Genomic DNA, 25,419 nt, shown 5'->3' with positions numbered 1-25,419 from the left:
TAATTATAGTGTGAACTGCAAAAGCAAAAGCGCGACATATTGTCGCACTTTATCAATTTTGAATGTTGTTAGGCGTGTTTAATCTAAAAGGTCATATAATAAATTAAGTATTTAACTCAGCGACTGTTTGAGAAACAATATCAGCCCCTCGCTCAATCTCTTTAATAACCTCAGATACATTCGCAATAAGCTCTCGGCCTTGCTCTGAAGAGTCTGAAACCGACGTAATTTGCCTTGATATATCATTAGTGAGCTCTTGGTTATTTTTAACAACGGTCGCTATTTCATTAGTTGAACTACTCGTACTGGCTGCAAGTTGCCTTACTTCGTCAGCTACTACAGCAAAACCTCGACCGTATTCACCAGCACGTGCAGCTTCAATAGCAGCATTGAGTGCAAGTAAATTAGTTTGATCAGCAATGCTGCTGATTGTAGAAACAATGGAGCCTATTACAGCTGATTGTTCATTAAGATTTTTAATTAAATCAACTGACTTAAGAACTTGGCTTACAATGGCATCTGAGTTTGCAACAGAGCTTTGTAGTATCTCAGAACCTTTTTTAGCGGTTTGCGCTGTAGCTACCGCCGATTCATACGCGATTGCAGCGGCTTCAGTTACTGCATTATTATTGTGTATACGATCAGTAATATTTGATGCAAACTTAATTATTTTAATTACATTACCTTTGCTATCTAATATTGGGTTATAAGTAGCTTCTAGCCAAATTTCTGAACCGTCGGCAGCAATACGTTTAAATTTTCCTGACTTAAACTGCCCCTGCGCTAATTCATTCCAAAAGTGTGGGTTTTTCTCATAAAACACTTCAGTACAAAACATTTTATGATGTTTACCTACAATATCTTTTAAGCTGTAGCCTACTGTTGCTAAAAAGTTTTGATTTGCGCTTAAAATATTACCTTGTGGGGTAAACTCTATTGTAGCCAATGCTTTATCGAGTGCACTAGCTATCGCTTCTTGTGCCTTTCGTTGTATGTAACTAGTCGTAATATCAGAGGCTATTTTAATCACTTTAGTGACTACGCCATGCTCTTCTACAGGAAAGTAAGTTGCCTCAAGCCAAAGCTTATCGCCATTAGCTTTGTATCTTAAAAACGATCCTGATTTAGAATCTCCGGTTTTTAATGCTTGCCAAAATTGGCTATATTCGTCTGACTTTGCATATTCAGGTTCGCAAAACATGCGATGATGTTTGCCAATTATTTGCTCTTTGCTGTAGCCTACAGTAGCTAGAAATAACTGATTTGCGTCTAATATTATTCCTTCAGGTGTAAACTCTATATAAGCCACATGCTTGTTAATTGCCGACAAGATAGACTGTTTTTGAATTAATTGAAGCTCCATTTCTTCAATTTTTGCGTTTCTTTTAGAAATACCAAACATATAAAAACCTTAAGGAGTAAATTAGTAAAAACATTAGCAAATTAATGTGATATCAACATGTAACTGTACTGTAAATATAAGCTCTAAATAACCTTTCGGCGAATATTTAACACCTTATAGATGCATGCTTTATAAATAGTTTTTTTATTTTATGAATTTTAAGTAGTATTTTCTTCTAATTAATATTTTAAAAACCTAACAAAAACACTAATTTATGCATGACTCTGTACTTTTTTTAACTTAAAATAGCACTTTCACAGACTACCCTCTCACACCAAAATTTAAGCATACATATAATATTTTCTATTCAGAATTTATTGCGCTGTTTCACTTTTAAAATTAAATCTTAAGGGATCATCTATGACATCAGATGTAACGTCGGCATCTAGTCAACTTAACAGAACCGCTATTTTACTCGTATTAGCACTTGGCACATTTATTTTAGGATTATCTGAGTTTTCGATGATGCCTATGCTGCCACTAATTAGCGAAACATTTGGCTCAACGCCCTCACAAAGTGGTTACGCAATTAGTGCTTACGCCATTGGTGTTGTAGTGGGTGCGCCTATTTTAATGCTTACCACTGCTAATATGAGAAAGCGCAAAGCATTGCTCATTTTTATAAGCTTAATGTTTATCTCAAACGGGTTAAGCGCGATGGCAACGTCGCTTGAGCAGCTTGTAATATTTAGATTTTTAAGTGGCTTACCTCATGGTGCATATTTTGGTGCTGCTATTTTATTAGCATCAGATATTGCCCCAAAAGGTAAGCGTGCAAGCTTTATGTCTAAGGTGTTTATGGGTTTAACTGTGGCTACTATTGTTGGCGTGCCTATAGTTACACTTGTAGGTCAAAATTTAAGTTGGCGTTATTGTTTAGCTGGCGCTGCAGTACTGGCCTTTATTGCTTTTGTTTTTGTTTATAAAGTAGTGCCTAGTATCGATAACGCTAAGCCTTCTAACTTACTAAACGAGTTTGGCGTACTTAAAAATAAACTGGTTTGGTCCATTTTGGGTATTGTAATTATTGGCTTTGGCGGAGTGTTTTGTATTTATACTTACATTGCCGACACCATATTAGTGGTAACAAAAACAGCTCCGTATACTATTTCTATCGCAATGGTAATGTTTGGTATCGGTTGTACACTCGGTAACTATGTACTGGGTAAAGCTGCCGATAAATCAGCAATTAAAACGACTGGCCTTGCGCTTGTATGTACTATTGTATTTGCCTTTGCATATGTAACGGCAAGCCATAATATTTGGGCTCTTTACGCGGTGATCTTCTTTATTGGTTGCAGTGTGGGCTTGGCTACGCTGATTCAAACGCTTTTAATGGACGTTGCGCCCGAAGGCCACGCTATGATTGGTGCCTTAGTACAGTGCGCATTTAATACTGCCAATGCTATAGGTCCTTGGGTTGGCGGAATAGCAATAGCGCAAGGTGCTGCACCTAATCAAACAGGTTACGTAGCAGCTGCATTGTTTTTAGGTGGTTTGGGTATGTGGCTATTAAGTTACTTACAACTAAACAAACAGCAACCAACAGCGCAAGCTACTAATTAACTGAGTTCGAGTTAATTTAAAATACAAAAAGAGCCGCTAATTAGCGGCTCTTTTATTTTTAATTTACCTAGTAAATTAAGCGTTTAACGATGCCATATCAATAACAAAGCGGTATCGTACGTCAGATTTTTCCATACGCTCGTATGCCGTGTTAATTTCGTCAATGTTGATCATTTCGCACTCAGGTAGCACGTTATTTTCACCACAAAAGTCGAGCATTTGTTGCGTCTGTGCAATACCACCAATAAGTGAGCCTGCAATACGACGGCGACCCATTAATAATGGCACCGTGCTTAGCTCATCTACAGGACCAACTTGGCCAACAATAACTAATGTACCATCTACATCAAGTAGCGGTGTGTAAATAGATAAATCATGTTTTACAGGGACTGTATCTATAATGACGTCAAAGGCAGATTGCGAGTCTTTCATTTCGTCATCATTAGATGACACTAAATAGTGCTGAGCGCCTAATTTAACCGCATCATCTTTTTTAGACTCACTACGGCCAATTACCGTAACGCTTGCGCCCATTGCAACTGCATTTTTAACGGCCATGTGACCAAGCCCACCTAGACCAACAACACCAACACGGCTACCTTTTTGTACTCCCCACTTATGAAGTGGCGAATACGTAGTAATACCTGCACAAAGTAGCGGTGCAACGCGTGAAAGGTCTAAATTTTCTGGTACAGAAAGTACAAATTCTTCGCGTACAACAACATGCTTAGAATATCCACCTTGGGTCATTTCACCACTAACGCGGTCTTTGCCTGCGTACGTACCAACCATGCCTTCGCGGCAAAATTGCTCTTCGTCGTTATCACATTGATCGCAACTTTGGCACGAATCAACCATACAACCCACAGCAACTGTGTCGCCTTGCTTATATTTTTTAACGTCGCTACCTACCGACATAACTTTACCAACAATTTCGTGCCCAGGTACTAGCGGGTAGTCACTGCCACCCCAATCATTTCGTACGGCGTGTAAATCTGAATGGCACACACCACAGTATAAAATTTCAATTTCTACATCGTTATTTCGCAAATCGCGGCGCTCAAAAGAAAACTCTGTCAATTCAGAACCTTGGCTTTTTGCTGCATATCCTACTGTTTTCATAATAACTCCATAGTGGTTAAAAATTTAAATCATCAACAGCATAGTCCATAGCCCGTGAATAGAACCTGACAATATAAAATAGGCACAAAAAAGCCCAAACAGTGTTTGGGCTCAATCTTTAGTACTAGGGCGCTAAATTTAATTATTTTGCAAGTAAGCTGTTTAGTTCATTAATAATTGAATGAATGCGCTCTGCATTTTTTCCTAAATCACTACGCCCTACTCGCGATTTACTACGAATATCAACAAAACGTTGGCTGCCTTCATCTTTAATACGAATTACCACATCGTCTTTAAAACCAAACCATGTTGTTGTATCAGTAGCTTCTACAATACCTGTAGCCGTGTTTGCACTTACTACTGCAAAACCAAGATTTTTAACTGCTTGTTCGCTTGCTGCCATCAAATCGGCTTTAGATTGTGCAAAGCTTAACGTTGCCAGTTCAGGGTATGCTTTGCGTTGCTGTACTGCCGTTTCTTCACCCGCGTACTCTACTGGATTTGGTGCTTCAGCACGCAGTGGCGCAATTGCTACAAATTTTGGTGGGTTAACTAAATCTGTTGAAATATCATGAATTGCCGGTACGCTTTTAGCTTTGTTCATCATGTTAAGTGGCATAGCAATAGCCACAACCGAAAACACAAGCGCAATAACACCACTGCTTAGCGTTAACGTTTTACGCATAAATGACGCTTGTACTATAAGTAGCACCAATGCAGCGCCACCAGCGTAAACACCAAATTTAAAACCAGCAAACGCAGTTCCTAGCTCTACAATACCAAATTTATACAAAGGCCCCGGTAGTATGACGAGTAAAAAGGCGATTAGACTAACTAAGCTCACTAAAACTTTCATTTTATGATTCCTATATTGTGTGATTTTTTATTATTAAAACAATTAAGCACTATTAAACAGTAGCTTATACTACTAACAAGCGCTTTTAGATTACTATTAGCGACTAATTACACAAAAAAGTCCAATGTTGTGTGATCAAAGTTACTCAAGTTTGGAAAAATATCAACAAGCTCAGAGCTTGGCACACCAAACCACTGAGCCAATGTGGCAAAGTACTGCTCATTAGCAACACTTGGAATTAAACGCCCGCCACCGGTATCTTGTGCGCCATCCAAATGTTGAGTTAATAGCTCGCCATATATATTGCCGCCTTTTACTGCGCCGCCCATTACTATTTGGTTCCCTGCCCAACCATGGTCAGTGCCATCGCCATTTGAGGTCAACGTGCGACCAAAATCAGACATAGTAAACGTAGTCACTTTATCAGCCATATCAAGCTCTTTCATCGCACTATCAAATTCACTTAACCCTTGAGCTAACGTATTTAATAAAGCAGGGTGCGTTGTTAATTGGTTGTCGTGGGTATCATACCCCCCCATAGAAACAAAAAACACTTGGCGTTGAGTACTCAACTTTGCCTGTACGCTAATTGTTTTAGCGACTGCGGCAAATTGCTCACTAAGGCTATTATCGCTAAATGGGGTAATAAGTGCAGGCGCGCTTTCTAACGCGCTGTTCATTGCTTGAGTGTTATTTATCGCACTTGTTAAGCCATTGGCATAAGCTGTACTTAACGGATGCCCTGTATTACCTAGTAAGCGATTCATAATAGCGGTTACGTGCTCGCTTCGAGGTTGATACCCTCCAAACGCGTTGATATTACTAATGCCGCTTTTGTTAAGCGCAAATGCACTCGTTGTACTTCCCGTTTGCCATAGATTAGTACCGTCGAGTGATACATTAGCTGCAAACTCATCTTGTAACTCTAAACGTTCTAAAAGTCGTGCGCCCCAACCACTGTTAAGTGATTGTTTTTCTCTACCATACATCCACGCAGCCTGCTGATCGTTATGTGAAAACAAATGCTTAGGCAAACCTATTGTTTTATTTTTATAGTCATTCAATGTTGTGGGAGCGAGTAAAGTACCTACCCCGCCTATAAATGCTAAATTTTGAGATTCAAACACATTTTGTATCGGTTCAAGTGAAGGATGAATACCGACTCCACCTGCAAACTGGCTTTTAATGCTTAGCTCAAGTGGGCTCTCTACCGCTAGGTTTTGCCTGCTTTGCTTGTACAAACTACGTTGCTCGCCTTCAAGCGGAACGAGCATATTTAACGAATCATTCCCTCCGTATAAATAAACACACACTAATGCTTTGTAATCACCTAGCTCAACAGCATTAGTCGCTCCAGTTAACGCTTGTAATTGCAGGCTTGTTAACGCGGCGGCCGATACGCTGCCTTTTACACATAACGACAAAAACTCTCTTCTATTAATGCTCATTATGCGCTCCTAATACTGCACGTTAAATTCAGGTGAAATAGCAATCATATATAATAAATACGAAACCCGTTCACGGTATTGCTCTTCATTAAAATAGGCATCTAAATCAAATAATGCTTGGCGAGTGTCACTGCTCATTGCGCCTGCAAAATATAGCGTGTTGTACTGAGTTAATAGCGCGCTAACACCGTTTTTCTCTAAAACATTCATGTCGTCTTGAACATAAACATAAATACCATTTGAATTTAAATCACTGTGTGCTTCAGCGGTACTCCACACTAAACTTGCGTAAAGCGCGTTCATGGTGCCAATCAGTGTCGCATCGTTTGCTATTTGTAACTCTGGCGCAACAATACCTTCATTTCGCAAAGCTGCGGTTTGATAATCAGGCCTAAAAAAGTTAAATACCGAAGCCGACTGCATGGGTCCTTGCCCGTAGCTATTTATTAAATTCCATGTTTTATAGTAACCAGCCAAAGATTTAGCATCGAGATTTCGCCAAAACTGTACGGTTTTTAAAATAGGCTCTTTAATTTTACCTTGATAGTTAAGCACTGAGCCAAAATGCCGTGCTTCATCATCTAAATAAATAGCCTTTACTACAGCCGCTAAATCGCCGCGTACACCGGCGCCATTATCAATAAATATATTAGCTACTCGTTCAACGTATTGGGGGGTTGGATTTGACGTAATTAATCGCTGAATAAGCTGCTTAGTAATAAATGGTGCAACATTTTGATGGTTAAATAAATTATCGAGCGCTATTTGCAATGACTCTTCTGCTGTATAACCTTGTGGTATAACCTCGCCATTTAGTAAGGTTTTTTGTTTACTAGAATGGTACTCGTCAAATGCTTCCATTGGTTTAATATAGTCACGACTTTTACGCTTAAATGTTTCACTATCGGCAAACGTCCAACCAGTAAATACGCGTGCAAAACCCTCTATTTCGACCTGTCCGTAAGTAGCAATAGTATTACCTTGTGCATCAAGCTTGGCGCTGCCATCTAGGTTTAGCTCTTCAAGGCCAATAGTAAATAACTGCATTACTTCACGTGCGTAATTTTCATCTGGGCGAATATTAAGTGCATCGTCTGCTTTTTCGTTACCCAAATGGCTTAAGTAAGTTCCCATAATAGGCGAAAGCGTGACCTCTTCGAGTAAGTCACGATAATTACCAAAGGCATGCTTTAGTAGCAAATCGTAATAAGTGATCATGCCCTCAGGTTGGCCTCTTAAGGCACTGTTTTCATCCGACACTACTAATATTTCACTTAACGCAAATGCAACACGTTGACGAAGTTGATCGTCACTTTGCATTACTGCCTTCCACCATGCGTCTATGCGGCTTATGTATTTAAAGTCATCATCGTCATTTAACTTTACTAAATAATCACGGTGATAATTAATAGGTAGCGCTATTTGTTTATCAAGCCATTGCTGCTCGCTTAAACCTTGTGCGTTTTGTATTTCACTAAGCTTAGGTCCCATTGTTGCTTGGTGTAGTAACCGTGCGGCGCTAATGTCATCCATATTATTACGTGCAGTAAAGCTTAGCGTTTTTACACTGCTTGCCCCTTCGTTATCGGTTGCTGTTACCGAAAAAGCATAATCAACAGGCTTATAACTTTGCGCATTTAGCAGTGTTACTGAAGTAGTTGTTGCCTCTAAAGGCCCACTAATTAGTTCAGGCCCTTGCGTTTGTTGCCACACAACAGATGTAATAGTGCCGTCTTTATCACTGGCTGTTGCTGTTAGCTCAATTGTTTGGCCTTTACTTAATTCACTAGGAATATCAGCGACTGACAAAATGGGGATTTTATTTCCGTTAACGCTTGGCGTATCATCGGAGCCTGAACTACCGCAAGCGCTTAGTATAAAAACCGAGCTTGCGATAAGAGCAAATTTATAATGCATGTAAAGTCGTCATCATTTGTTAATTAAAGTACGTTAGTGTGTACCGAGTTTAATGCATTTATTGAAACACAAAATTTACAATTTAACTCTTTATTTTTTGTAACCGAATCATGAACGCCCCATTAATAATGCGCTAGCAGCTGGGGTAAACAGCCAGAGCTTTATTATTTATGAAAACAGAAATTCGCTATTGTTTTGAATCATCACAAGTTGCTAACCGATTTTTACACGAGCTCAAAGACTGGCCGGTTAACGATGTAAAAACACGACTTTTTAATGGCGGCGATAGTGTAAAAGTGACATACGAATACGACGAAAGTGGTTTTGATTACACCTCAGCAGAGCTCGACGACCTAGCAGAAAAGCATGGCGGTAAAGAAGTTTAAATTAAGTGATAACAATAACTAAAGGCAATCTAATGAAAAATAAAGTGTTAAGTTTATTTACAATAATATGTTTAGCTTTTAGCTTATTAAGCCATGCAGAACCGATTAAAACAAAACCTTTTAGTATTGGTGAAACCTTTACCTTTAAATCAACCACGCTTGAGCAGCAACGCACTATAAACGTTTACATGCCTAATAGTTATGAGCAATCAAGCGATAAACATTACCCTGTTATTTACTTACTCGATGGCTCAAAAGATGAAGACTTTATTCATATTGCAGGACTTGTACAATTTGCCTCTTTTTCGTGGATAAATCATATACCCGAAGCCATTGTTGTGGGTATAGCAAATATCGATCGTAAACACGATTTTACATCACCGAGTAATAATGCCCTCGATTTAAAAGACTTGCCAACGCACGGTGGCTCAAAAAAGTTTATTAGTTTTATAAACGACGAACTACGGCCACTGATCAATAAAACATACCGTACCAACTCAACAAGTACTTTAATTGGTCAATCGTTAGGTGGTTTACTAGCCACCGAAATTTTATTTAATCATCCTGCAATGTTTAATCATTACGTAATAATTAGCCCCAGCTTATGGTGGGCCGATAATGAATTACTGAATGGCCCTTTTGAGCCAACTGCCTTTCCTCAATCGGTTTATATTGGAGTAGGTAAAGAAGGCGAATTAATGGAAGGTTTAGCAAAGCAATTACATAAAAAAGTCACGCCTATTCTGAGTAGTAAAAGCCAAGTGCAATTTGGCTATTTTGAAAACCTAGATCACACTGAAACACTACATTTAGCTGTATACGACGCTTTTAAAAAAATGAACTATCATCCCGAATAGTAAAGTATAAATAGTTAAATATAAATAATTTCATATAAAAACGCCAATAATGCACTGCATCATTGGCGTAAAATTATATTGTAACTAACAAAATAAAATTACTCTTCTACAGAAAATTCAACTTTTGATGGAGACGAACTCGCAAGATCCAGTACTTCATAATAATTTAAGCCATCAATTTTTTTACCAATAATAAAATAATTCATTTCATTCATCATGGTTGGGTCGCCTAAAACATCTTCTGCGCTTTGCACATCAGAAAATTGAATTGCAATTAAGGCGCCTATAAAGCGCATTACATCTTGAGATTTTAATGTCTTTAAAACTTTATTAACTCCGGCCTGAGTTGACTCAGGTGTAGAACCATCAAATCTAAAATCACTTTTTGTACTAGCGCATGCACTAAGCATTAATATTGATAGTGCGATAAGTAAACGTTTCATAAATATATCCTTATTTGTTTTATTAGTTATTCGTTTATTCGTTTATTCGTTTATTCGTGATACTTGCGGATCATCGCCATTTTGCGGATGAATACCTTTTACATAGTTTTTATAACGAATAGCAAAGCCTGTATCGTTAAACACAAATGTATGAAGCAGTGTGCTTTCAAACAATGTGTGCGCAACTAAGTAAAAACTTATACCTTTGCGCATCTGCTTTTTACCATCTGGAGTACGTGAGTCATCCGGTTGATACGGAATATGTTGATTGCCAATATCATCGGTTAACAATGCAAGGTAAGCCTCAAGCTCTTTAGCACCTGCGTTAGGTGCTTGAGTGGCGGTCATGGCGTTGTAATAATTCAGTGCAAACAGCTTTAGGTCTAACGGCTCATCGGCACGGGCTGAAAAGCTAAGAAATATAATTTATAGAAAGCTTAGCTTGCACTTCATAACGACTCTTTTTAAAAAAGTATTTTTACTAAAACGACTAAATTTATTAATACATTAATTTTTTAGCGCAGCTTTTCTTGCAAGTTCTTTTATATCTTCATCGATATTGTCATCAAAAGACATTGAATAAATTCTCCAACCTTCTTTCACTTTAAAAAATTGAAATTCAAAACGAATAGGCTGCCTATCGTAGGTTACTAGGTAGGTTACATGAACAAAAAGCTCCCCAACTTTATAATCAGAAACCTTATTAATGAAATTAATTTCACCAACAAGATCATCAAGTGAGGATAGCTGTGTTTTTATCTGTTTTACCTGGTCAGGTATCGACGATACATATTTATTACTTGCGTAAATGGAATCAACAGCATCGCTTATTTTTTCATCAGAGTACAATTCAAAAAATTTATCAACTTCTTCTTGGTAATTGTTAGCACTGACACCCGATGAGAGTAAAAGTAAAGCAGCAAATATAATTTTCATTTTTAACATTCCTTATTGTTTCTAATATAAAAACACACTATTTAAAGTAAATAAAGTTATAAAATACGGCAAATTACATTTTGCTCTTTACTCTATTTGTTGCAACGCTGTTGGCTGGGTCGTCTGGCCAAAAATGTTTAGGGTAGCGGCCTTTCATTTCCTTTTGCACATCGCGGTAACTGCTAGCCCAAAAGTGGGCTAAATCTTGAGTAAGTTGCAATGAACGTTTACCTGGCGATAGCAGCTCCATAAGCAATGGCAATTTACCGTTGGCAAGCATAGGCGTACTGGTCAAGCCGTAAACTTCTTGCATACGCACGCTTAGCTTTGCGGGGCCATCAAGTTGGTATTCTATTTTTATATTTGAGCCACTGGGCACCGTTAAGCGCAAAGGTAACAAAGCTTTTAACGTAGTTTGTTGTTGCCAATCAAAGCAGTTTTGTAATGCTTCAAAGTAGTTAAACTTTTTAAGCTGCGTGAGCGTTTTAATATCTTCTAAAAACACGCCTAGCCACTGCGCTGCATTTTGAATAAGTTGTTGCTCGTTTATTTGCGGGAATTTATCGGGCATTAAATTACTTGCTAGGCTCATACGTATCAGCAATTGTTGCGCATCAGGTTGCTCGTTAAATAATGCAAAACCGTGTTTAGCAAATAAGTTAAGCCACGCTTTAGCACGCTCGCTCTTATCTAGTTTTTGTTTACTAGGCTGGCTGCTGAGCGTTATAGCCCCGAGCTTTACTTCATCTTGGTGAATAAAGCGCGCTGATTTTTCATCAAACTCACAACGAGTAAGTTCACTAAATAAATGCGGTAAAAATTCTTGTAACTCAAATGGGTTAAGCGCGGTGGCTGCAAATATACGCCCTCCTTTGTGCCCGCCCATGGTTGCTATGGCTAAGTAATCGTCGTTGTGCCAGTAATCGGCATTTAACTCAGCCCCTGCACCATTGGCGAGTAAATAACCATTACCACGCTTTTTAGCAATACGATCGGGGTATGCCAATGCCACCAGCAAACTTATATAATGCGTATTTAATTCGCTGTTTTCGTCTTTTACTTTTAAGCGGCTTTGCCAATATTTTAACTGTTGTTTGAATACCGGATGCGGACGTTGCTGTTGGCTATGCAGCGCTAAACTCAACTCGTTTGCGCTATTTACTCGGCTCTCAAGTAATGCCACTAAATAAATAGCGAGCCTAAAAATACCAGGGAGTTGGTCATCAAGTATTTGTGCTTTTAATAGCATATGCGCCAAACGAATATCAGCACCAAAACCTAACATTTTACTGCCAAGCGGTGTGAGCTTACCTTTGCTATCAATAGCTTCTAGCATGTTAAGCAGGTTACTTGCTTGCTCACATTGTTGCTCAGTGGGCTTATCGAGCAAGGTTAGCTCATCAATACTGGCTCCCCACTGCTTTGCCTCAAGCATAAGCTGGCTTATGTCTGATGTGAGTATTTCGGGATTGTCGTGGCTATTACGTCGCTCAAAGGTTTGCTTTGAGCCAATTCGATAAACAATGCCCGGCTCTATACGTCCTGCACGCCCAGCACGCTGCACAGCAGATGAGCGCGATATACTTTGTGTTGTGAGCTCTGTAACCCCTGTTTTTAAATTAAAGGTGGCTGCACGGCGCTTGCCGCTGTCAATTACAATGCGTATGCCTTCAATAGTTAAACTGGTTTCGGCTACATTGGTGGTTAGCACTACTTTGCGCATGCCGTTTGGTGCAGGAGCAATAGCAGCTTGCTGATTAGCTTTATCTTGCTCGCCAAATAGCGTTGCAACTTGGCAGTTACTTGGTAAATCGCTCAGTGCTTGTTGCACGCGTAGTATCTCAAACTGCCCAGGTAAAAACACCAATACGCTACCTGTTTGCTCATTAAGTGCTTGTTTTATTATATTAGGAATTGCATCAAGCCAGCGGCTTTCATCTTTTATGGGTATGTATACTTCGTCTATCGGGTAGCTGCGACCGCTTGATTGAATTACAGGGCAGTCAAAAAAAGCTGTATAGCGCTCTGTATCTAGCGTTGCCGACATAAGCATGATGGTTAAATCTTCACGTAGCGCACTTTGGGTCTCGAGCGCAAAGGCAAGTGAGGTATCGGCTGCAATTGAACGCTCATGAAATTCATCAAATATCAGTAAATCAATATCGCTTAATTCGGGATCGTTTTGCAGCATGCGTGTGAGCATGCCTTCGGTGACTATTTCGAGGCGCGTATTAGCGCTTACTTTACTCTCGCCCCTGATCCGCAAACCTACACTTTGCCCAACACTCTCGTTTTGGCACTTTGCTAAATAACTGGCAATATTACGTGCAGCTAAACGGCGAGGCTCTAGCATTACAATACGTTTAAAATGTCCGTCACGCATGAGTTGCAGCGGCAACCACGTAGATTTACCCGCGCCAGGCGGCGCTTGTAATAACGTAATAGGATTACTTTGTAATGTAGTAACGAGTTGTTGATATATGTCTTGAACAGGCAGCACAGCTATTTACCCTAAATTGCTTTGTGTGCATTGTAACAAAAACCAAAAATAAACGCGCCGCTAAAGCTATGTGGTTATAAAGGATTTAATTAAGGGTTACATAATCAGAAATAATTACAGACCGCTCTGTACATTTTTTAAGGATGTGCTCAAAAAATTAATTATTACTGCCCCAATAAAAACATAACACCATGATTATAAATGCAAAATAAAAATTTAACTTATTGGTATACGCCTTGCTCCTTTTATACTGAACGTTAATTAAATCTAAGTAAGGAGAAACTTATGAACAGCGATCGTATGAAAGGTAATTGGAACGAACTTAAAGGTAAGGCTCAGCAAAAATGGGGCGATCTTACTGACGACGATTTAGATAAAATTGAAGGTAGCCGTACAGAGCTAGTGGGTAAAATCCAGCAGCAGTATGGTAAATCTAAAGAAGAAGCAGAGCGTGAAGTTGATGAATTTGAAAAAACTCACTAATCGCTAACTTCTAAAAAAACCGCCATTTTGGCGGTTTTTTTGTTTAAGCTGTAGGTTATTTAGTTACGCTTTTAGCTGGTCACCTATTGGTAACTGCCTAATACGCTTTCCGCACGCGGCAAAAATAGCATTACATAATGCTGGCGCATAAACTGGTGTAGATGGCTCGCCTACCCCTGCTGGAGGTGCGTCACTTTGTACAATTTCAACGTCAACTTCAAGTGGTGAGTCGCTCATACGCGGTACGCGATAATCATGAAAGTTACTTTGCTGCACGCGGCCTTTATCAAAGGTAATACCATCGCTGATTGCAGTTGTAATCCCGTAAATAGAACCACCTTGAGTTTGGTTTTTAACGGTGTCAGTGTTTACAACCGTACCCGCATCAATGGCAACCCACGATTTAATTACTTTTAAATCGCCAGCATCCGACACTTCTACTTCAACTACCGTAGCTACGTAAGTTAAAAAGCTTCTGTGTGCTGCTATGCCTAAACCTCGCCCTTTAGGAAGTTCTCGACCCCATTTACTCATGTCAGCTACTTTTTCAATAACATGGCGCAGTCTGCCAATATCTAACGGATAAACCGCTTTATCGCCACCGTAATTATCGTATGTAGCATTTTGCTCTGTTACATCAACAATACGACTCGGACCTATGGTGTCTAGTAAATAGTCTTTTTGGTCGCGACCGGCTTTGTGCGCTGCTTCGCCAATAAATGACTGAATAGCAAAGGCATGAAAAATATTTGATACAGAGCGCATCCAACCAATTCGTGCTTTGGCTTGCGCATCACCGTTTTCTAACTTCATGTTAGGTGTGTTAATTGGGTTATCGGTAAACCCTAAGCGCAGTTCAAAGCTTCCTGGCGTAGTCGCCCCTTCTGAAAAGGTAGACGTAATTGGTGAAAACGCAGTGCGGTGTAAATAAGATTCTATTGCGCCATTTTTATCTAACGATGCTTCAATGTGCTGAGCCGAAACTGCATGGTAAAAACCATGTTGTATGTCGTCTTCACGCGTCCATTGCACACGAATAGGTTTGCCTACTTTCATTGAAAGGTAAGCTGCTTCTGCTGAAAAGTCAGGTTTTGACTTACGCCCAAAGCCGCCTCCTAACATGGTAACGTGAACATTAATTTTGCTCTCATCCATGCCAAGCATGGCAGCCACTGTTTTCATATCGGCTTGTGGATTTTGCGTAGCAGCCCATATATCAACACTATCTTTGTTGTACATAGCCGTTGCACAAGGCGGCTCCATTGGTGCTTGAGCAAGATGCGGTGCGTAATAATCAGCTACGAGTTTATTGCTCGATTTAGCCAATACGCCCATGGCATCGCCTTTATCACGTATGTTTGCCTGTGGAGTTTGTACTGTTTTTAATAATGACTTTTTAAATTCTTCTGAATTGTAATCGCCATTTTTGCCATCATCCCACACGACTTTTAATGCTTTACGCCCTTGCCATGCAGCCCATGTGTTTTTAGCTATAATCGCAATTCCACCTTTTGGCTGAAACTGCGGTGCGCCTTTTGGTGCAGGAATTTCAATAACATCTATAACGTCGTTTATCGCTTTTGTAGCACTGGCATCAAACGACTTAACAACACCGCCTACCACTGGCGGGCGTTCAATTATAGCCACCAGCGCTTGTGGCTCGCGTACATCGGCTGCAAATATTGCTTTACCTGTTACTAAATCGGCTAAATCTATGTGCGCCATGCCAGTATTAATGTAGCGCCATTCTTTGCGTGTTTTAAGTGTTAGTTTGTCAGCTTCTGGTGGCGTTATTGTAAGCGCTAAGTCGATTAAATCTTTATAAGTAAGCGATTTACCTGAGCTGTGTGTAACAACGTGTTGATTAGCAGTACAGGTTTGTGGGTCAACTTTCCAATACTTAGCGGCAGCGTGCTGCATCATGTAACGCACACTTGCGCCCATTTCACGCAGGCGCTTCATGTTGTAGCGAATACTGCGCGAGCCATCGGTATTTTGATCGCCGTATTTAGGGTCGCCCTTACCCTGAATAACAATAACCTTATCCCACGCGGCTTCCATTTCATCGGCAACTATTTGTGCAATCGCGGTGCGAATTTGCTGACCCATTTCAGAGCGATGGCAGGTTATTTCAACCACGCCGTCTGGGCGCAGTGCAATAAATAAGTTTGCGCGTTTTGCTTGCTCAGATGGCTGCTCTAATACACCCGCAAATGCTCTTGGCGCACTGCCTACAAAATAAGTACCAAGTACCAATGCACCTATTGCGCTAGTTTTTAAAAACTTACGGCGGTTTAAATCAAAGTATCTGTTATCTTGGTTCATACTTCTTCCCCTTGTTCATTTGGGTCAAAATATTGAACACTCGCCATTGTTTTAGCAGCTGATTTAATTGCTTTATGAATACGCGGGTATGTACCACAACGGCAAATATTTCCCGACATATTACTTACTATTTCATCGTCAGTTGGGGTTGGGTTTGCTGCTAATAAACTCGCAGCTTGCATCATTTGGCCGCACTGGCAAAAACCACACTGCGGTACTTTATGCTCAACCCATGCTTGTTGCACTGGATGGTCGCCCTGCTCGCTTAGCCCTTCAATTGTCGTAATTGAACGCCCTGCTGCTGCCGCTACAGGCAATACACACGAGCGCTGAGCTACCCCATCAATATGCACGGTACACGCACCGCACTGTGCCATACCACAGCCAAATTTAGGCCCAGTTAAATTCAATTCATCTCGGAGGTACCATAATACTGGCGTTGACGGATCGCCAGAAAACTCATGTTTATTACCATTAATGGTAAGCGTGATCATACTAAACTCCTTGGCAAAGCGCTTTACAGGAGGGTTCCTTGTTGCGCGAGAACTATTTTTAATTACTTACTATTTTATACTTACTACTTTTAGCCTACCACTTAGATCTGTTTTATAAAAATACTAATTATTAGAACGTTTAAACCACATTGAAAATATTAACGTCTGATTATTAGTATTATGTCTAGGCCCTGCTGACCTTTTAGATTGAAACTCAATCTAGGGGAGATTTAATCGCGGCGGGAGGTTTGTAAACAACAAAGCGTAAATTGCCCCAATGCAGAACCCTTGGGGCATTGCATGTTAAACCTCGAAAGATAAACAGCCCTAAATAAAAGTTTAAAAAGACTATTAATAAATAAAAAACCGCCATTTGGCGGTTTTAGATAGTGTAAATAAGCTTTTAACTATTAATTAAAACGGCGTCTACCAAATAAAACCACTGATAGCAGCGTAAGTAAGTAATAAATACTGCCACCTGAGCTAGAGCCTGAATCAGATGAAGGAGTCGCTAGCGCAGCTGCTTGCTTACCTTCAACGTTTATAGTCACAGTTTGAACTGCAGAACTATCAAATTTATCTTTAGCTACATAGCTAAACGTTACTACATGATCGGATTCGCTCGTAGGAGTTAGTTTAAACAATCCAGTATCAGGCTCAAATGTTAAAGTTCCTGAGTTTGGCTCGGTTACCACTTCAAATTCAAGTGTATCGTTGTCGCTATCTAATGCTGAAAAGCGACCATTCACTTCACTCTTATAAGAGGTGTTATATGTTACATTTTGAGCTTGTGGGGCTGTATTTGTCAGTTCAATAACAACATTATGAAGCTCAGATTCAACTAAAGAATCTTTCACTGTAAAGCTAACTGATACTGGCTCAACCGAGTCACCACTTGGTGAAAAGGTCACACTACCTAAAGCAGAGTCCATTAACTGAATTTGCCCATGAGCAGGCGAATTTTTAATTTGAAATACTAATGGCTCTGCGTCTTCATCCACACCTTCTAAATTAAAGTTAAGCGGTGTATTCCAATGAGTTTGCAGTGTCATATTATTTGCTGTTGGTGCTGTATTTTTTAGCTCTAACGTTAAGCTTGATAACGCTGAACGTGAACGATCTTTTACTGTGTAGTAACTAAGCTCGTCAATGCCTACAGCGCCCGATGGTATATAAGTTAATAGACCCGTCTGTCTGTCGGTAAACTCGACCCTACCCAGAGTTGGTCTCTTATTTAAAACTACATAATCAATATCATCTGATACAGGTAAATCTATTTGTATGCTTTTTAAAACATGATCAGAGTAGCTTACAGCTTCAGGCTTAGCTAAAGGCTCAGCAACTTGATTAGAAAACACCTCCAATGACTGACCTGCCAACAAGGTATAATCAACATTATTATACGTAGAAGTTGCTAACCAACTGTCATTATTCTTACGCTTAGCAGTGTATGAAACCACATTGCTATCTAGGTTATATTCACCAAACTGATCAGAACACGAATACTGCACAAACCCAGCTCTTACAGACACAATGTTATTTAAAGTGTTTTGGCACACTTCACTAATTAATGTTGTCTGCCCATTTAAAGCCACTTTATAAAGTGAGCCATTATAGGTAGAGGCAACTAAAGTTTCTTCTCCATTAATAACAGTGTTAACCAAACCGTTAAAGCTTTGCTCTAAAGCAACTTTAGAAATAGTGTTTTCAGAGTAGTCATAACTAATGAGGTAATCACTAACGAGACTAACCACATCTATATTTTCGTTATTAAGAAAGCTTCCAGTTACTATTGAACTCATGCCGCCCCAATAAAATCCTAAGCGAGGCGATGTTTTTAATAACTCTCCAGTTTGCCCATTTAATACTTTAAAAAAGGTACCTTCACTTCCGGTATGCTCAGCGCCATTACCTACTATTATTTCTAACTTGCCATCATTATTAATATCTAACGTTGTTAAGGTACTAATGTAGTCTCCGCCGCCAAGATATGTTTGAAATAGCTCTTCACCCGTTTCAGGTGAAAACACTTGTACATTCGCATCGTATATAGCAGAGCTGCCAGTAATAATATAATTCTTACCATCATCAAACAGCTGAGCAGTAGTGACTAAATTGTTATTATCCCAATCGTTACTAACGCTTATATTTGTAAGTATTTTTTCATTAGTTTGTGTATCTACTATGTGCAAAGCGTTACTGTCACGCTCGGAATAAAGTATATCTAAGCTTCCGTTATTATTAATATCAGCAAGTGCTAACGCTTTATTTGAGTAGTACTTAATGCCTTTAGCCCACTGCTGGGCTTTATCATCCGTGTTGTGAATATAAAAACCATCTTCACCTGACGAAGAATAACCTGAGCCCCAAGCAATATTTTGTTTGCCATCGCCGTTAAGGTCATCTACAACAATGCCCGACACACCATGCTCTGGATTATTAATACTCCAAAACTCAACGCCTGTTGTGAGTGAAAGCGCATATAAGCTCCCCCACTGACCATCGCCGTAAACTAAATCATCGGTACCATCATTATCGATGTCTGCAACTATTACTTTATCGATATCTAAGTCGCTTTGGGCTGTCCATAAAATACTTTCAGTGCTTGGGCTAAGCATTTCTATGCTGTACCAACTTTGCCCATTAATCACTTCATCTAAGCCGTCGTTATTAATATCAACAGTAATTAAATGCTCGCCATTAATACTTACACTAAGTTGTTTGTGCAGTACAAATTCTGAATTTTCAAACCTATAAACTGCACCATCACTAAATAAAACTTCTTTAGCATTAGCCTCAGTAAACGAGCCTGTCACAAAATTTTGTGGTACGTTTTCAAGTACCGCAATTTCAGATAAATCGAGCGAGTTAAGAACAAAAAGCTTACTACTTTGATAAACAAAAAGCTCATCTTGGCCATCGCTGTTTATATCAAACTTATCTGCTGCTCTTGGGTAATAAAATTCTTTGCTTAGCTCTATTTCTTGAGTGACTAAATTAACTTTATGTACTGCGTTATTGTCTAAAACATATAAGTAATATCTATCTGCCACTGTATCTTTAATTAGTGTGGTATCTTCAATATAGTCATCAAAGTCGTAGCGAGCTGTTACTTTATACGCACCTTTTACATACTCTATAATATTAAAATTGCTCTCTTGGGCAGATATTATGTGCTTGCTACCCACACCCGACAAAGGTGCAATGTACATGCCTTTGCGACCTGTTGAGTTACCTAATGAAAATTCACGAAATACGCTACTAAGCTCTATGCTTTGCTCGTCTGAGGCCGCTTGAGTAAGGCTATTATTTTTTATAATTGGCGTGAGTTGAGGCTTTTTAGATAAACTTTCAAAATGAGCTTTATCAAAATTTATTTTTTGATCGTTAATTAAAACAGCATCACCGTAAGTATTTTTTTGAGTGTTTTTTATAGGTTGTGCATGAGTATTGGCATTCACTGAATACGCGCTCATCATGAGCAACGTAAGGCAAGATAGTTTAATCAATTCCATAATCCTTTGTATTTCTTTATTTAATAACGCCACTACAACTGCAACGTTCCATTAACACGGCATTATATAGAGTAACAACCGGAAATAAAGAGGCGATTAACAAAGTTTTACAAAGACATAGAAGAAATAACGTAATAATATTTAGCTTGCAGCTAAGCTAATTTTCTAAAAAACTTAGCCGCATACTTACTAATTAAAATCGATTAATGAGTGCTTATAACATCTTCAGACAACAATTTCTCATCGTCTTTATAAACTTCAAGCCAACCTGGTGGTGATGTATCACAGCAAATAATGGTTACATGTAGTATGTAACTATAACGTCCATTTTTAAACGTATAATGGTGATTACCGCCAGTGCCACTAACCGTTACATCGCCGTTAGATAAAACCATATCAGGCTTGTCCTTTGGCCTTTTATCACTACTCCACACCGCATAACGGTAATTTCTATCACCTAAATCATCAATACGAATATGGTAATTAGCCGTTTTCCAATCGAGTACTGGTTTTTCAAAGGTATTAATACTTGCGTGCAAGGATTGCTTACCTTGTTCGATTAAGCTTTTAGCAAGTGTCTGCTCTTTAGTATTTTGTGTATTTACAGCAATAATTTTACCGTCGGTATCTACCCACATAACGCCGTTATTTAGCATAATGCCGCGCCAACCTATGCTATCCCAGTTGGTATTAATATTGGAGCTGCCAATAACAGCAACAAGTTCATCGTCAAACACTTCATCAAAGCGGTTAATAAATTCAGCTTCATTTTTAATGTCAGGTATCGGGTATCGTCGTTTCAGCGGGTAACGAACAAGTGCTGCAATTGCGGCTTTGTCATTAGCTTCAAATGCAGCAATAACAGGTGAAATGAACTCGTGATATTTTTGCTCAAGACCGAATGTGTTTGTGGTAAAAAGTAGAAATAGCCACGACATTATGTGAATAAAAAACTTCATTTATAGTCCTTTTTTGAAGCCCCCTAAAAACCAGAGCTAGATCCACGAAAAATAAAAGTATTAACTTATATTGTATTAACTTTTCCATGACTCAATTATTTTTTTCTGGCTCAACATACTGTAAACCCATTCCCTACCCTGTTTTTCTTTTTTAAATAAATTTAGCTCAACTAAACCATTTAAAACATTTGATGCAGTATTATAAGCGCATCCTAAATTTTCTTTTACATTCATTGCAGTAAATTGGTGTGCGACTCCACTTCTTGCGACTTGGAAAACAGTTTGTTGCTTATCGTTTAACTTTCTATATAAACCAGATTCCCAAAGCCATTTATTAAAAGTTTCTGCATCCTTAAGAGTATTTTTATAGGATTCTTTAAACTGACTTATTGCACGTATAACGACACTGCACTGGTAGTCTATAAAGTATGTTAGATCCATATTATCTGTTTCACTATAAAGGTAGCTTTTACCATATTTGATTGGAGCTGACTTTAAAAGTACGCTGATAGCTATATATCTAAATGCTGCAAAGTCATTTTTAAACATATACCAATAGAATAAAGCTCTGGCAACCCTCCCATTACCATCTCTGAATGGATGCTCATAACCAATAACAAAATGTAATGTGATAGCTTTTATTAATGGATGAAAATACTCTTTATTATCAACATCATGATGACATTCATTTACCCACTTTGATAATTCTTTAATACGTTTTGTTAAACCTTCTGCTGGTGGAGGGATATGGACTGTCACTCCTTCAGAATCAACAACTTCAACGTCATTCGTAACTCTAAATACACCGGGAGTGTAATTATCATTATCAATATTTTCGACACCTTCTTGGTGGATAGAAAGTATTAAATCAATCGATAAGTCTCTGTGTCTATTATCCCAAGCAAACTTCATCATCTTAAAGTTTCCAACAATCATTTTTTCGTCTGGAGATCTTGGCTTTCTTTTTCTTTTCAGCAAGTCCTTTGCTACTTTAGTTGTTGTCGCAGCTCCCTCAAGCTGGCTGCTACTTATAGCCTCATCCTCAACTAGATCATTTAGTAAATATTCTAAATGCTTTTCTTCACCAATCTTACTGCACATCCACTCTAAGGAAGCACTAGTTGTGTTTCTGTCTGTTTCTGAAAGTGCTTTTTGGATTGTAGGTGTTAAGTAAAACTTACAATTTTTTTTTGGAAAACCTACTGATATGATGTGTCTCAATTGCCTATCTCTGGCAAGCTTGACGATAGACCATGATATTTTTTGATCTAAGTTTTTTGGTAGACGATATTTAAAGTCATCAAAATGTAAATAACGACCTTTTGTATCTACGGGTGAAAATAGCTCTAAGTAATCTTCTAATTTATTAGGCTCTTTTTCTGCTATGAGTTGAAAAGGGTTTTTTATTAATTCTTGCGGTGGTTTATTTACCATTTTAATCTCAAAAAGTAGCAATATTGAAATAAGAATAAACTAATTCATTAACCTTGTCTCACTTTATGTATAAATTGAAATATAAAACACAAAAAAGCGAGCTTAATTAAGCTCGCTTTTGTTTTAACGGACAGCGGTTCTATTTACTCCGGATCATAACCCAAGTTAGGCGATAACCATCTTTCTGCCTCTGCGAGCGTCATATTAGTTCGCTTAGCATAGTCTTCTACCTGATCCTTTTGCACAGCTGCTACGGCGTAGTATTTAGCCTCAGGGTGTGAAAAGTACCAACCTGAAACAGCAGCACCTGGCCACATGGCATACGAGCTAGTTAGCTGCATACCAATGCGCTTTTCGGTATCGAGCAACTGCCAAATTTTCTTTTTCTCGGTGTGCTCTGGGCACGCTGGGTAACCTGGCGCAGGGCGAATACCTTGGTAGTTTTCGCGTATTAGCTCATCGTTTGCTAGGTTTTCGTCTGGTGCAAAACCCCAATACTCTTTACGTACTTTTTCGTGCAGGTATTCTGCAAACGCTTCGGCGAGCCTGTCGGCTACGGCTTTAACCATTATTTTGTTGTAATCGTCTTGCTGTGCGTCAAACGCATTTGCTAAATCGTCTTCTTCTAGGCCGCCCGTTACTGCAAACGCGCCAAAGTAATCAGGCGTGCCTTTTGGTGCTATGTAGTCGGCTAGGCAATAATTAGCAAAGTCGGTTTTTTCGGTTTGCTGGCGTAAATGGCACGAAGTAGTTAATACTTCTTTGCGTGTTTCGTCGGTGTATATTTCTATGTCATCACCCACGCGGTTAGCCGGGAATAAACCAATTACACCAAGTGGTTGCAAACTGCCTGCTTTTTCAAGGTCGTCTAACATATCGTTAGCGTCTTTAAATAAGCTTTGCGCTTGCTCGCCTACTACTTCATCGTCCATTATGCGCGGGTATTTACCGGCAATTGACCACGTCATAAAGTATGGCGTCCAATCTATGTATTTACGCAAAGTCGCGATTGATACATTTTTAAACTCGGTCACGCCCAGCTTTTTAGGCACTGGTGGTGTGTAGTTATCCCAATCAAGCTTTGCTGCGTTATCGCGTGCGCGCTGGATAGTAACAGGCTTAGAGCGTGGTTTTTTACGCGCTTGTTGCTCGCGTACTTTTACATATTCAGCTTTAGTTTTAGCTAAAAAGTCAGGTTTAATGTCTTTTGATAATAAGTTTGAAACCACACCAACTGCACGGCTTGCGTTATTTACATACACAACGCCTTTGTCATATTGCGGCTCAATTTTTACTGCGGTGTGCGCTTTAGAGGTAGTTGCACCACCAATGAGTAGCGGCAGTTCAAAACCACGGCGTTTCATTTCTTTTGCTACGTGTACCATTTCGTCAAGCGATGGGGTAATTAAGCCCGATAAACCAATAATATCGGCTTTTTCGTCGATGGCGGTTTGAAGTATTTTATCGGCAGGTACCATTACGCCTAAATCAATAACTTCGTAGTTATTACACTGTAGTACCACGCCTACAATATTTTTACCTATGTCGTGTACGTCGCCTTTTACGGTCGCCATCACTATTTTACCATTGGTTGAGCCTTCTTCTTTTTCGGCTTCAATAAATGGGTCTAGGTAGGCTACGGCTCGTTTCATTACGCGCGCCGATTTAACCACTTGTGGTAAAAACATTTTACCTGCGCCAAATAAATCACCTACCACGTTCATGCCATCCATTAACGGCCCTTCAATTACGTGAATAGGTTTATCGGCAGCAGCGCGGCACTCTTCGGTATCTTCATCTATAAAGGTAGTAATGCCTTTTACAAGCGCGTGCTCAAGGCGTTTTTCTACAGGCCATGTGCGCCATTCTAAATCTTCTACTCGCTCGGCTTGTGCCATACCAGAGTATTTTGGTGCAAGCTCTACTAAACGCTCGCCTGCACCTGGGTCTGTGTTAAGTATTACGTCTTCAACGGCTTTACGAAGCTCTTCTGGGATGTCGTCGTAAACGGCGAGTTGCCCTGCATTTACAATGCCCATATCCATACCCGCTTTTATGGCGTGGTATAAAAATACCGAGTGAATAGCTTCACGTACTGGGTTATTACCCCTAAATGAAAACGATACATTTGACACCCCGCCCGACACTTTGCAGTGCGGTAAGTTTTGTTTAATGCGGCGTGTGCCTTCAATAAATTCTACTGCGTAGTTGTCGTGCTCTTCTATACCGGTGGCTACGGCAAATATATTAGGGTCGAATATAATATCTTCTGGTGGAAAACCAATGTCTTCTACTAATATTTTGTAGCTGCGGGCACATATTTCATATTTGCGGTCTGCTGTATCAGCTTGCCCGTCAGTATCAAACGCCATTACAACGGCAGCTGCACCAAAACGTTTTATTATTTTAGCTTGGCGAATAAACGGCTCTTCGCCCTCTTTTAGCGATATAGAGTTAACAATGGCCTTACCTTGAATACACTTTAAGCCTGCTTCTATTACTTCCCATTTAGAGGAGTCGACCATAATGGGTACGCGTGAAATATCAGGCTCTGAGGCTATTAAGTTTAAAAACTTAACCATAGCGGCTTTTGAGTCCAACATGGCTTCGTCCATGTTTATATCAATAACCTGTGCGCCATTTTCTACTTGTTCGCGGGCCACTGTTAGCGCAGCTTCAAAGTCTTCTTCCATGATTAAACGTTTAAACATGGCAGAACCGGTTACATTGGTACGTTCGCCGACATTAGTAAATACTGCTATTTGTTGGGTCATGT

The 25,419-nt window shown here is 39.5% G+C and carries 19 protein-coding genes; 4 read left to right on the top strand and 15 right to left on the bottom strand.

Annotation, left to right across the window (positions count from 1 at the left end; all coding sequences use genetic code 11):
- Positions 1-103: 103 nt before the first annotated feature.
- Entirely contained in the window at positions 104-1,402 is a 1,299-nt protein-coding gene (locus tag H5126_RS00835) for a PAS domain-containing methyl-accepting chemotaxis protein (RefSeq protein WP_182196878.1), read from the bottom strand.
- A gap of 360 nt (positions 1,403-1,762) precedes the next feature.
- Here H5126_RS00835 and H5126_RS00830 point away from each other — a divergent pair, with 360 nt between their 5' ends.
- Positions 1,763-2,968 carry an MFS transporter gene (locus H5126_RS00830; RefSeq protein WP_024598262.1) on the top strand — a complete coding sequence of 402 codons (1,206 nt, stop codon included), beginning with the start codon at positions 1,763-1,765 and terminating at the stop codon, positions 2,966-2,968.
- A 75-nt stretch (positions 2,969-3,043) separates the two neighbouring features.
- On the opposite strand, the gene H5126_RS00825 is transcribed toward H5126_RS00830, so the two are convergent.
- From H5126_RS00825 to H5126_RS00810, 4 genes are all read right to left on the bottom strand, one after another.
- Entirely contained in the window at positions 3,044-4,090 is a 1,047-nt protein-coding gene (locus H5126_RS00825) for an NAD(P)-dependent alcohol dehydrogenase (RefSeq protein WP_182693538.1), read from the bottom strand.
- A gap of 142 nt (positions 4,091-4,232) precedes the next feature.
- Positions 4,233-4,946, bottom strand: a complete 714-nt coding sequence (locus H5126_RS00820; RefSeq protein WP_182720680.1) for a DUF1499 domain-containing protein — start codon at positions 4,944-4,946, stop codon at positions 4,233-4,235.
- Positions 4,947-5,053: 107 nt separating this feature from the next.
- Positions 5,054-6,394 (bottom strand): DUF1501 domain-containing protein, encoded by a 1,341-nt coding sequence (locus H5126_RS00815; protein WP_182720681.1) that lies wholly within the window; start codon positions 6,392-6,394, stop codon positions 5,054-5,056.
- A 9-nt stretch (positions 6,395-6,403) separates the two neighbouring features.
- Positions 6,404-8,311 (bottom strand): DUF1800 family protein, encoded by a 1,908-nt coding sequence (locus H5126_RS00810; RefSeq protein ID WP_182720682.1) that lies wholly within the window; start codon positions 8,309-8,311, stop codon positions 6,404-6,406.
- Between the two features lie 170 nt (positions 8,312-8,481).
- Here H5126_RS00810 and H5126_RS00805 point away from each other — a divergent pair, with 170 nt between their 5' ends.
- Complete coding sequence (locus H5126_RS00805; RefSeq protein ID WP_010555169.1) at positions 8,482-8,697, top strand: hypothetical protein; 216 nt, start codon at positions 8,482-8,484, stop codon at positions 8,695-8,697.
- 32 nt (positions 8,698-8,729) lie between these two features.
- Entirely contained in the window at positions 8,730-9,554 is an 825-nt protein-coding gene (locus H5126_RS00800; RefSeq protein ID WP_182720683.1) for an alpha/beta hydrolase, read from the top strand.
- 98 nt (positions 9,555-9,652) lie between these two features.
- Here H5126_RS00800 and H5126_RS00795 read toward each other — a convergent pair whose 3' ends face one another.
- From H5126_RS00795 to hrpB, 4 genes are all read right to left on the bottom strand, one after another.
- On the bottom strand, positions 9,653-9,997 hold the full coding sequence (locus H5126_RS00795) for a hypothetical protein (protein WP_182720684.1): 345 nt from the start codon (positions 9,995-9,997) through the stop codon (positions 9,653-9,655).
- A gap of 42 nt (positions 9,998-10,039) precedes the next feature.
- Positions 10,040-10,345 carry a hypothetical protein gene (locus H5126_RS00790; RefSeq protein ID WP_259413446.1) on the bottom strand — a complete coding sequence of 102 codons (306 nt, stop codon included), beginning with the start codon at positions 10,343-10,345 and terminating at the stop codon, positions 10,040-10,042.
- 159 nt (positions 10,346-10,504) lie between these two features.
- Positions 10,505-10,933, bottom strand: coding sequence for a hypothetical protein (locus tag H5126_RS00785; protein ID WP_024593532.1), 429 nt, complete (start codon positions 10,931-10,933; stop codon positions 10,505-10,507).
- A gap of 73 nt (positions 10,934-11,006) precedes the next feature.
- Positions 11,007-13,433 carry an ATP-dependent helicase HrpB gene (gene hrpB, locus H5126_RS00780; protein ID WP_182720685.1) on the bottom strand — a complete coding sequence of 809 codons (2,427 nt, stop codon included), beginning with the start codon at positions 13,431-13,433 and terminating at the stop codon, positions 11,007-11,009.
- Between the two features lie 285 nt (positions 13,434-13,718).
- Between hrpB and H5126_RS00775 the strand changes: the two genes are divergently transcribed.
- Positions 13,719-13,916 carry a CsbD family protein gene (locus H5126_RS00775; protein ID WP_002958133.1) on the top strand — a complete coding sequence of 66 codons (198 nt, stop codon included), beginning with the start codon at positions 13,719-13,721 and terminating at the stop codon, positions 13,914-13,916.
- A gap of 63 nt (positions 13,917-13,979) precedes the next feature.
- Here the strand turns inward: H5126_RS00775 and H5126_RS00770 are convergent, their stop codons facing one another.
- The 6 genes from H5126_RS00770 to metH form a co-directional block, all read right to left on the bottom strand.
- Entirely contained in the window at positions 13,980-16,241 is a 2,262-nt protein-coding gene (locus H5126_RS00770; RefSeq protein WP_182720686.1) for a xanthine dehydrogenase family protein molybdopterin-binding subunit, read from the bottom strand.
- Positions 16,238-16,735: a (2Fe-2S)-binding protein gene (locus H5126_RS00765; RefSeq protein WP_007376163.1), complete on the bottom strand. Its 498-nt coding sequence runs from the start codon at positions 16,733-16,735 to the stop codon at positions 16,238-16,240. The genes H5126_RS00770 and H5126_RS00765 overlap by 4 nt, the downstream gene beginning before the upstream one ends.
- A gap of 410 nt (positions 16,736-17,145) precedes the next feature.
- Complete coding sequence (locus H5126_RS00760; protein WP_182720687.1) at positions 17,146-20,244, bottom strand: VCBS repeat-containing protein; 3,099 nt, start codon at positions 20,242-20,244, stop codon at positions 17,146-17,148.
- Between the two features lie 209 nt (positions 20,245-20,453).
- Complete coding sequence (locus tag H5126_RS00755) at positions 20,454-21,209, bottom strand: hypothetical protein (RefSeq protein ID WP_182720688.1); 756 nt, start codon at positions 21,207-21,209, stop codon at positions 20,454-20,456.
- A 75-nt stretch (positions 21,210-21,284) separates the two neighbouring features.
- The gene (locus tag H5126_RS00750; RefSeq protein ID WP_182720689.1) at positions 21,285-22,643 is read right to left on the bottom strand and encodes a Fic family protein; all 1,359 of its coding nucleotides are present in this window, start codon (positions 22,641-22,643) and stop codon (positions 21,285-21,287) included.
- Between the two features lie 143 nt (positions 22,644-22,786).
- Positions 22,787-25,417 (bottom strand): methionine synthase, encoded by a 2,631-nt coding sequence (gene metH, locus H5126_RS00745; RefSeq protein ID WP_182720690.1) that lies wholly within the window; start codon positions 25,415-25,417, stop codon positions 22,787-22,789.
- Positions 25,418-25,419 lie beyond the last annotated feature (2 nt).

This window comes from Pseudoalteromonas sp. SG45-3 (assembly GCF_014164075.1).
GTDB classification, from domain to species: Bacteria; Pseudomonadota; Gammaproteobacteria; order Enterobacterales; family Alteromonadaceae; genus Pseudoalteromonas; species Pseudoalteromonas distincta.
This window is presented reverse-complemented; position numbering and strand designations above follow the sequence as displayed.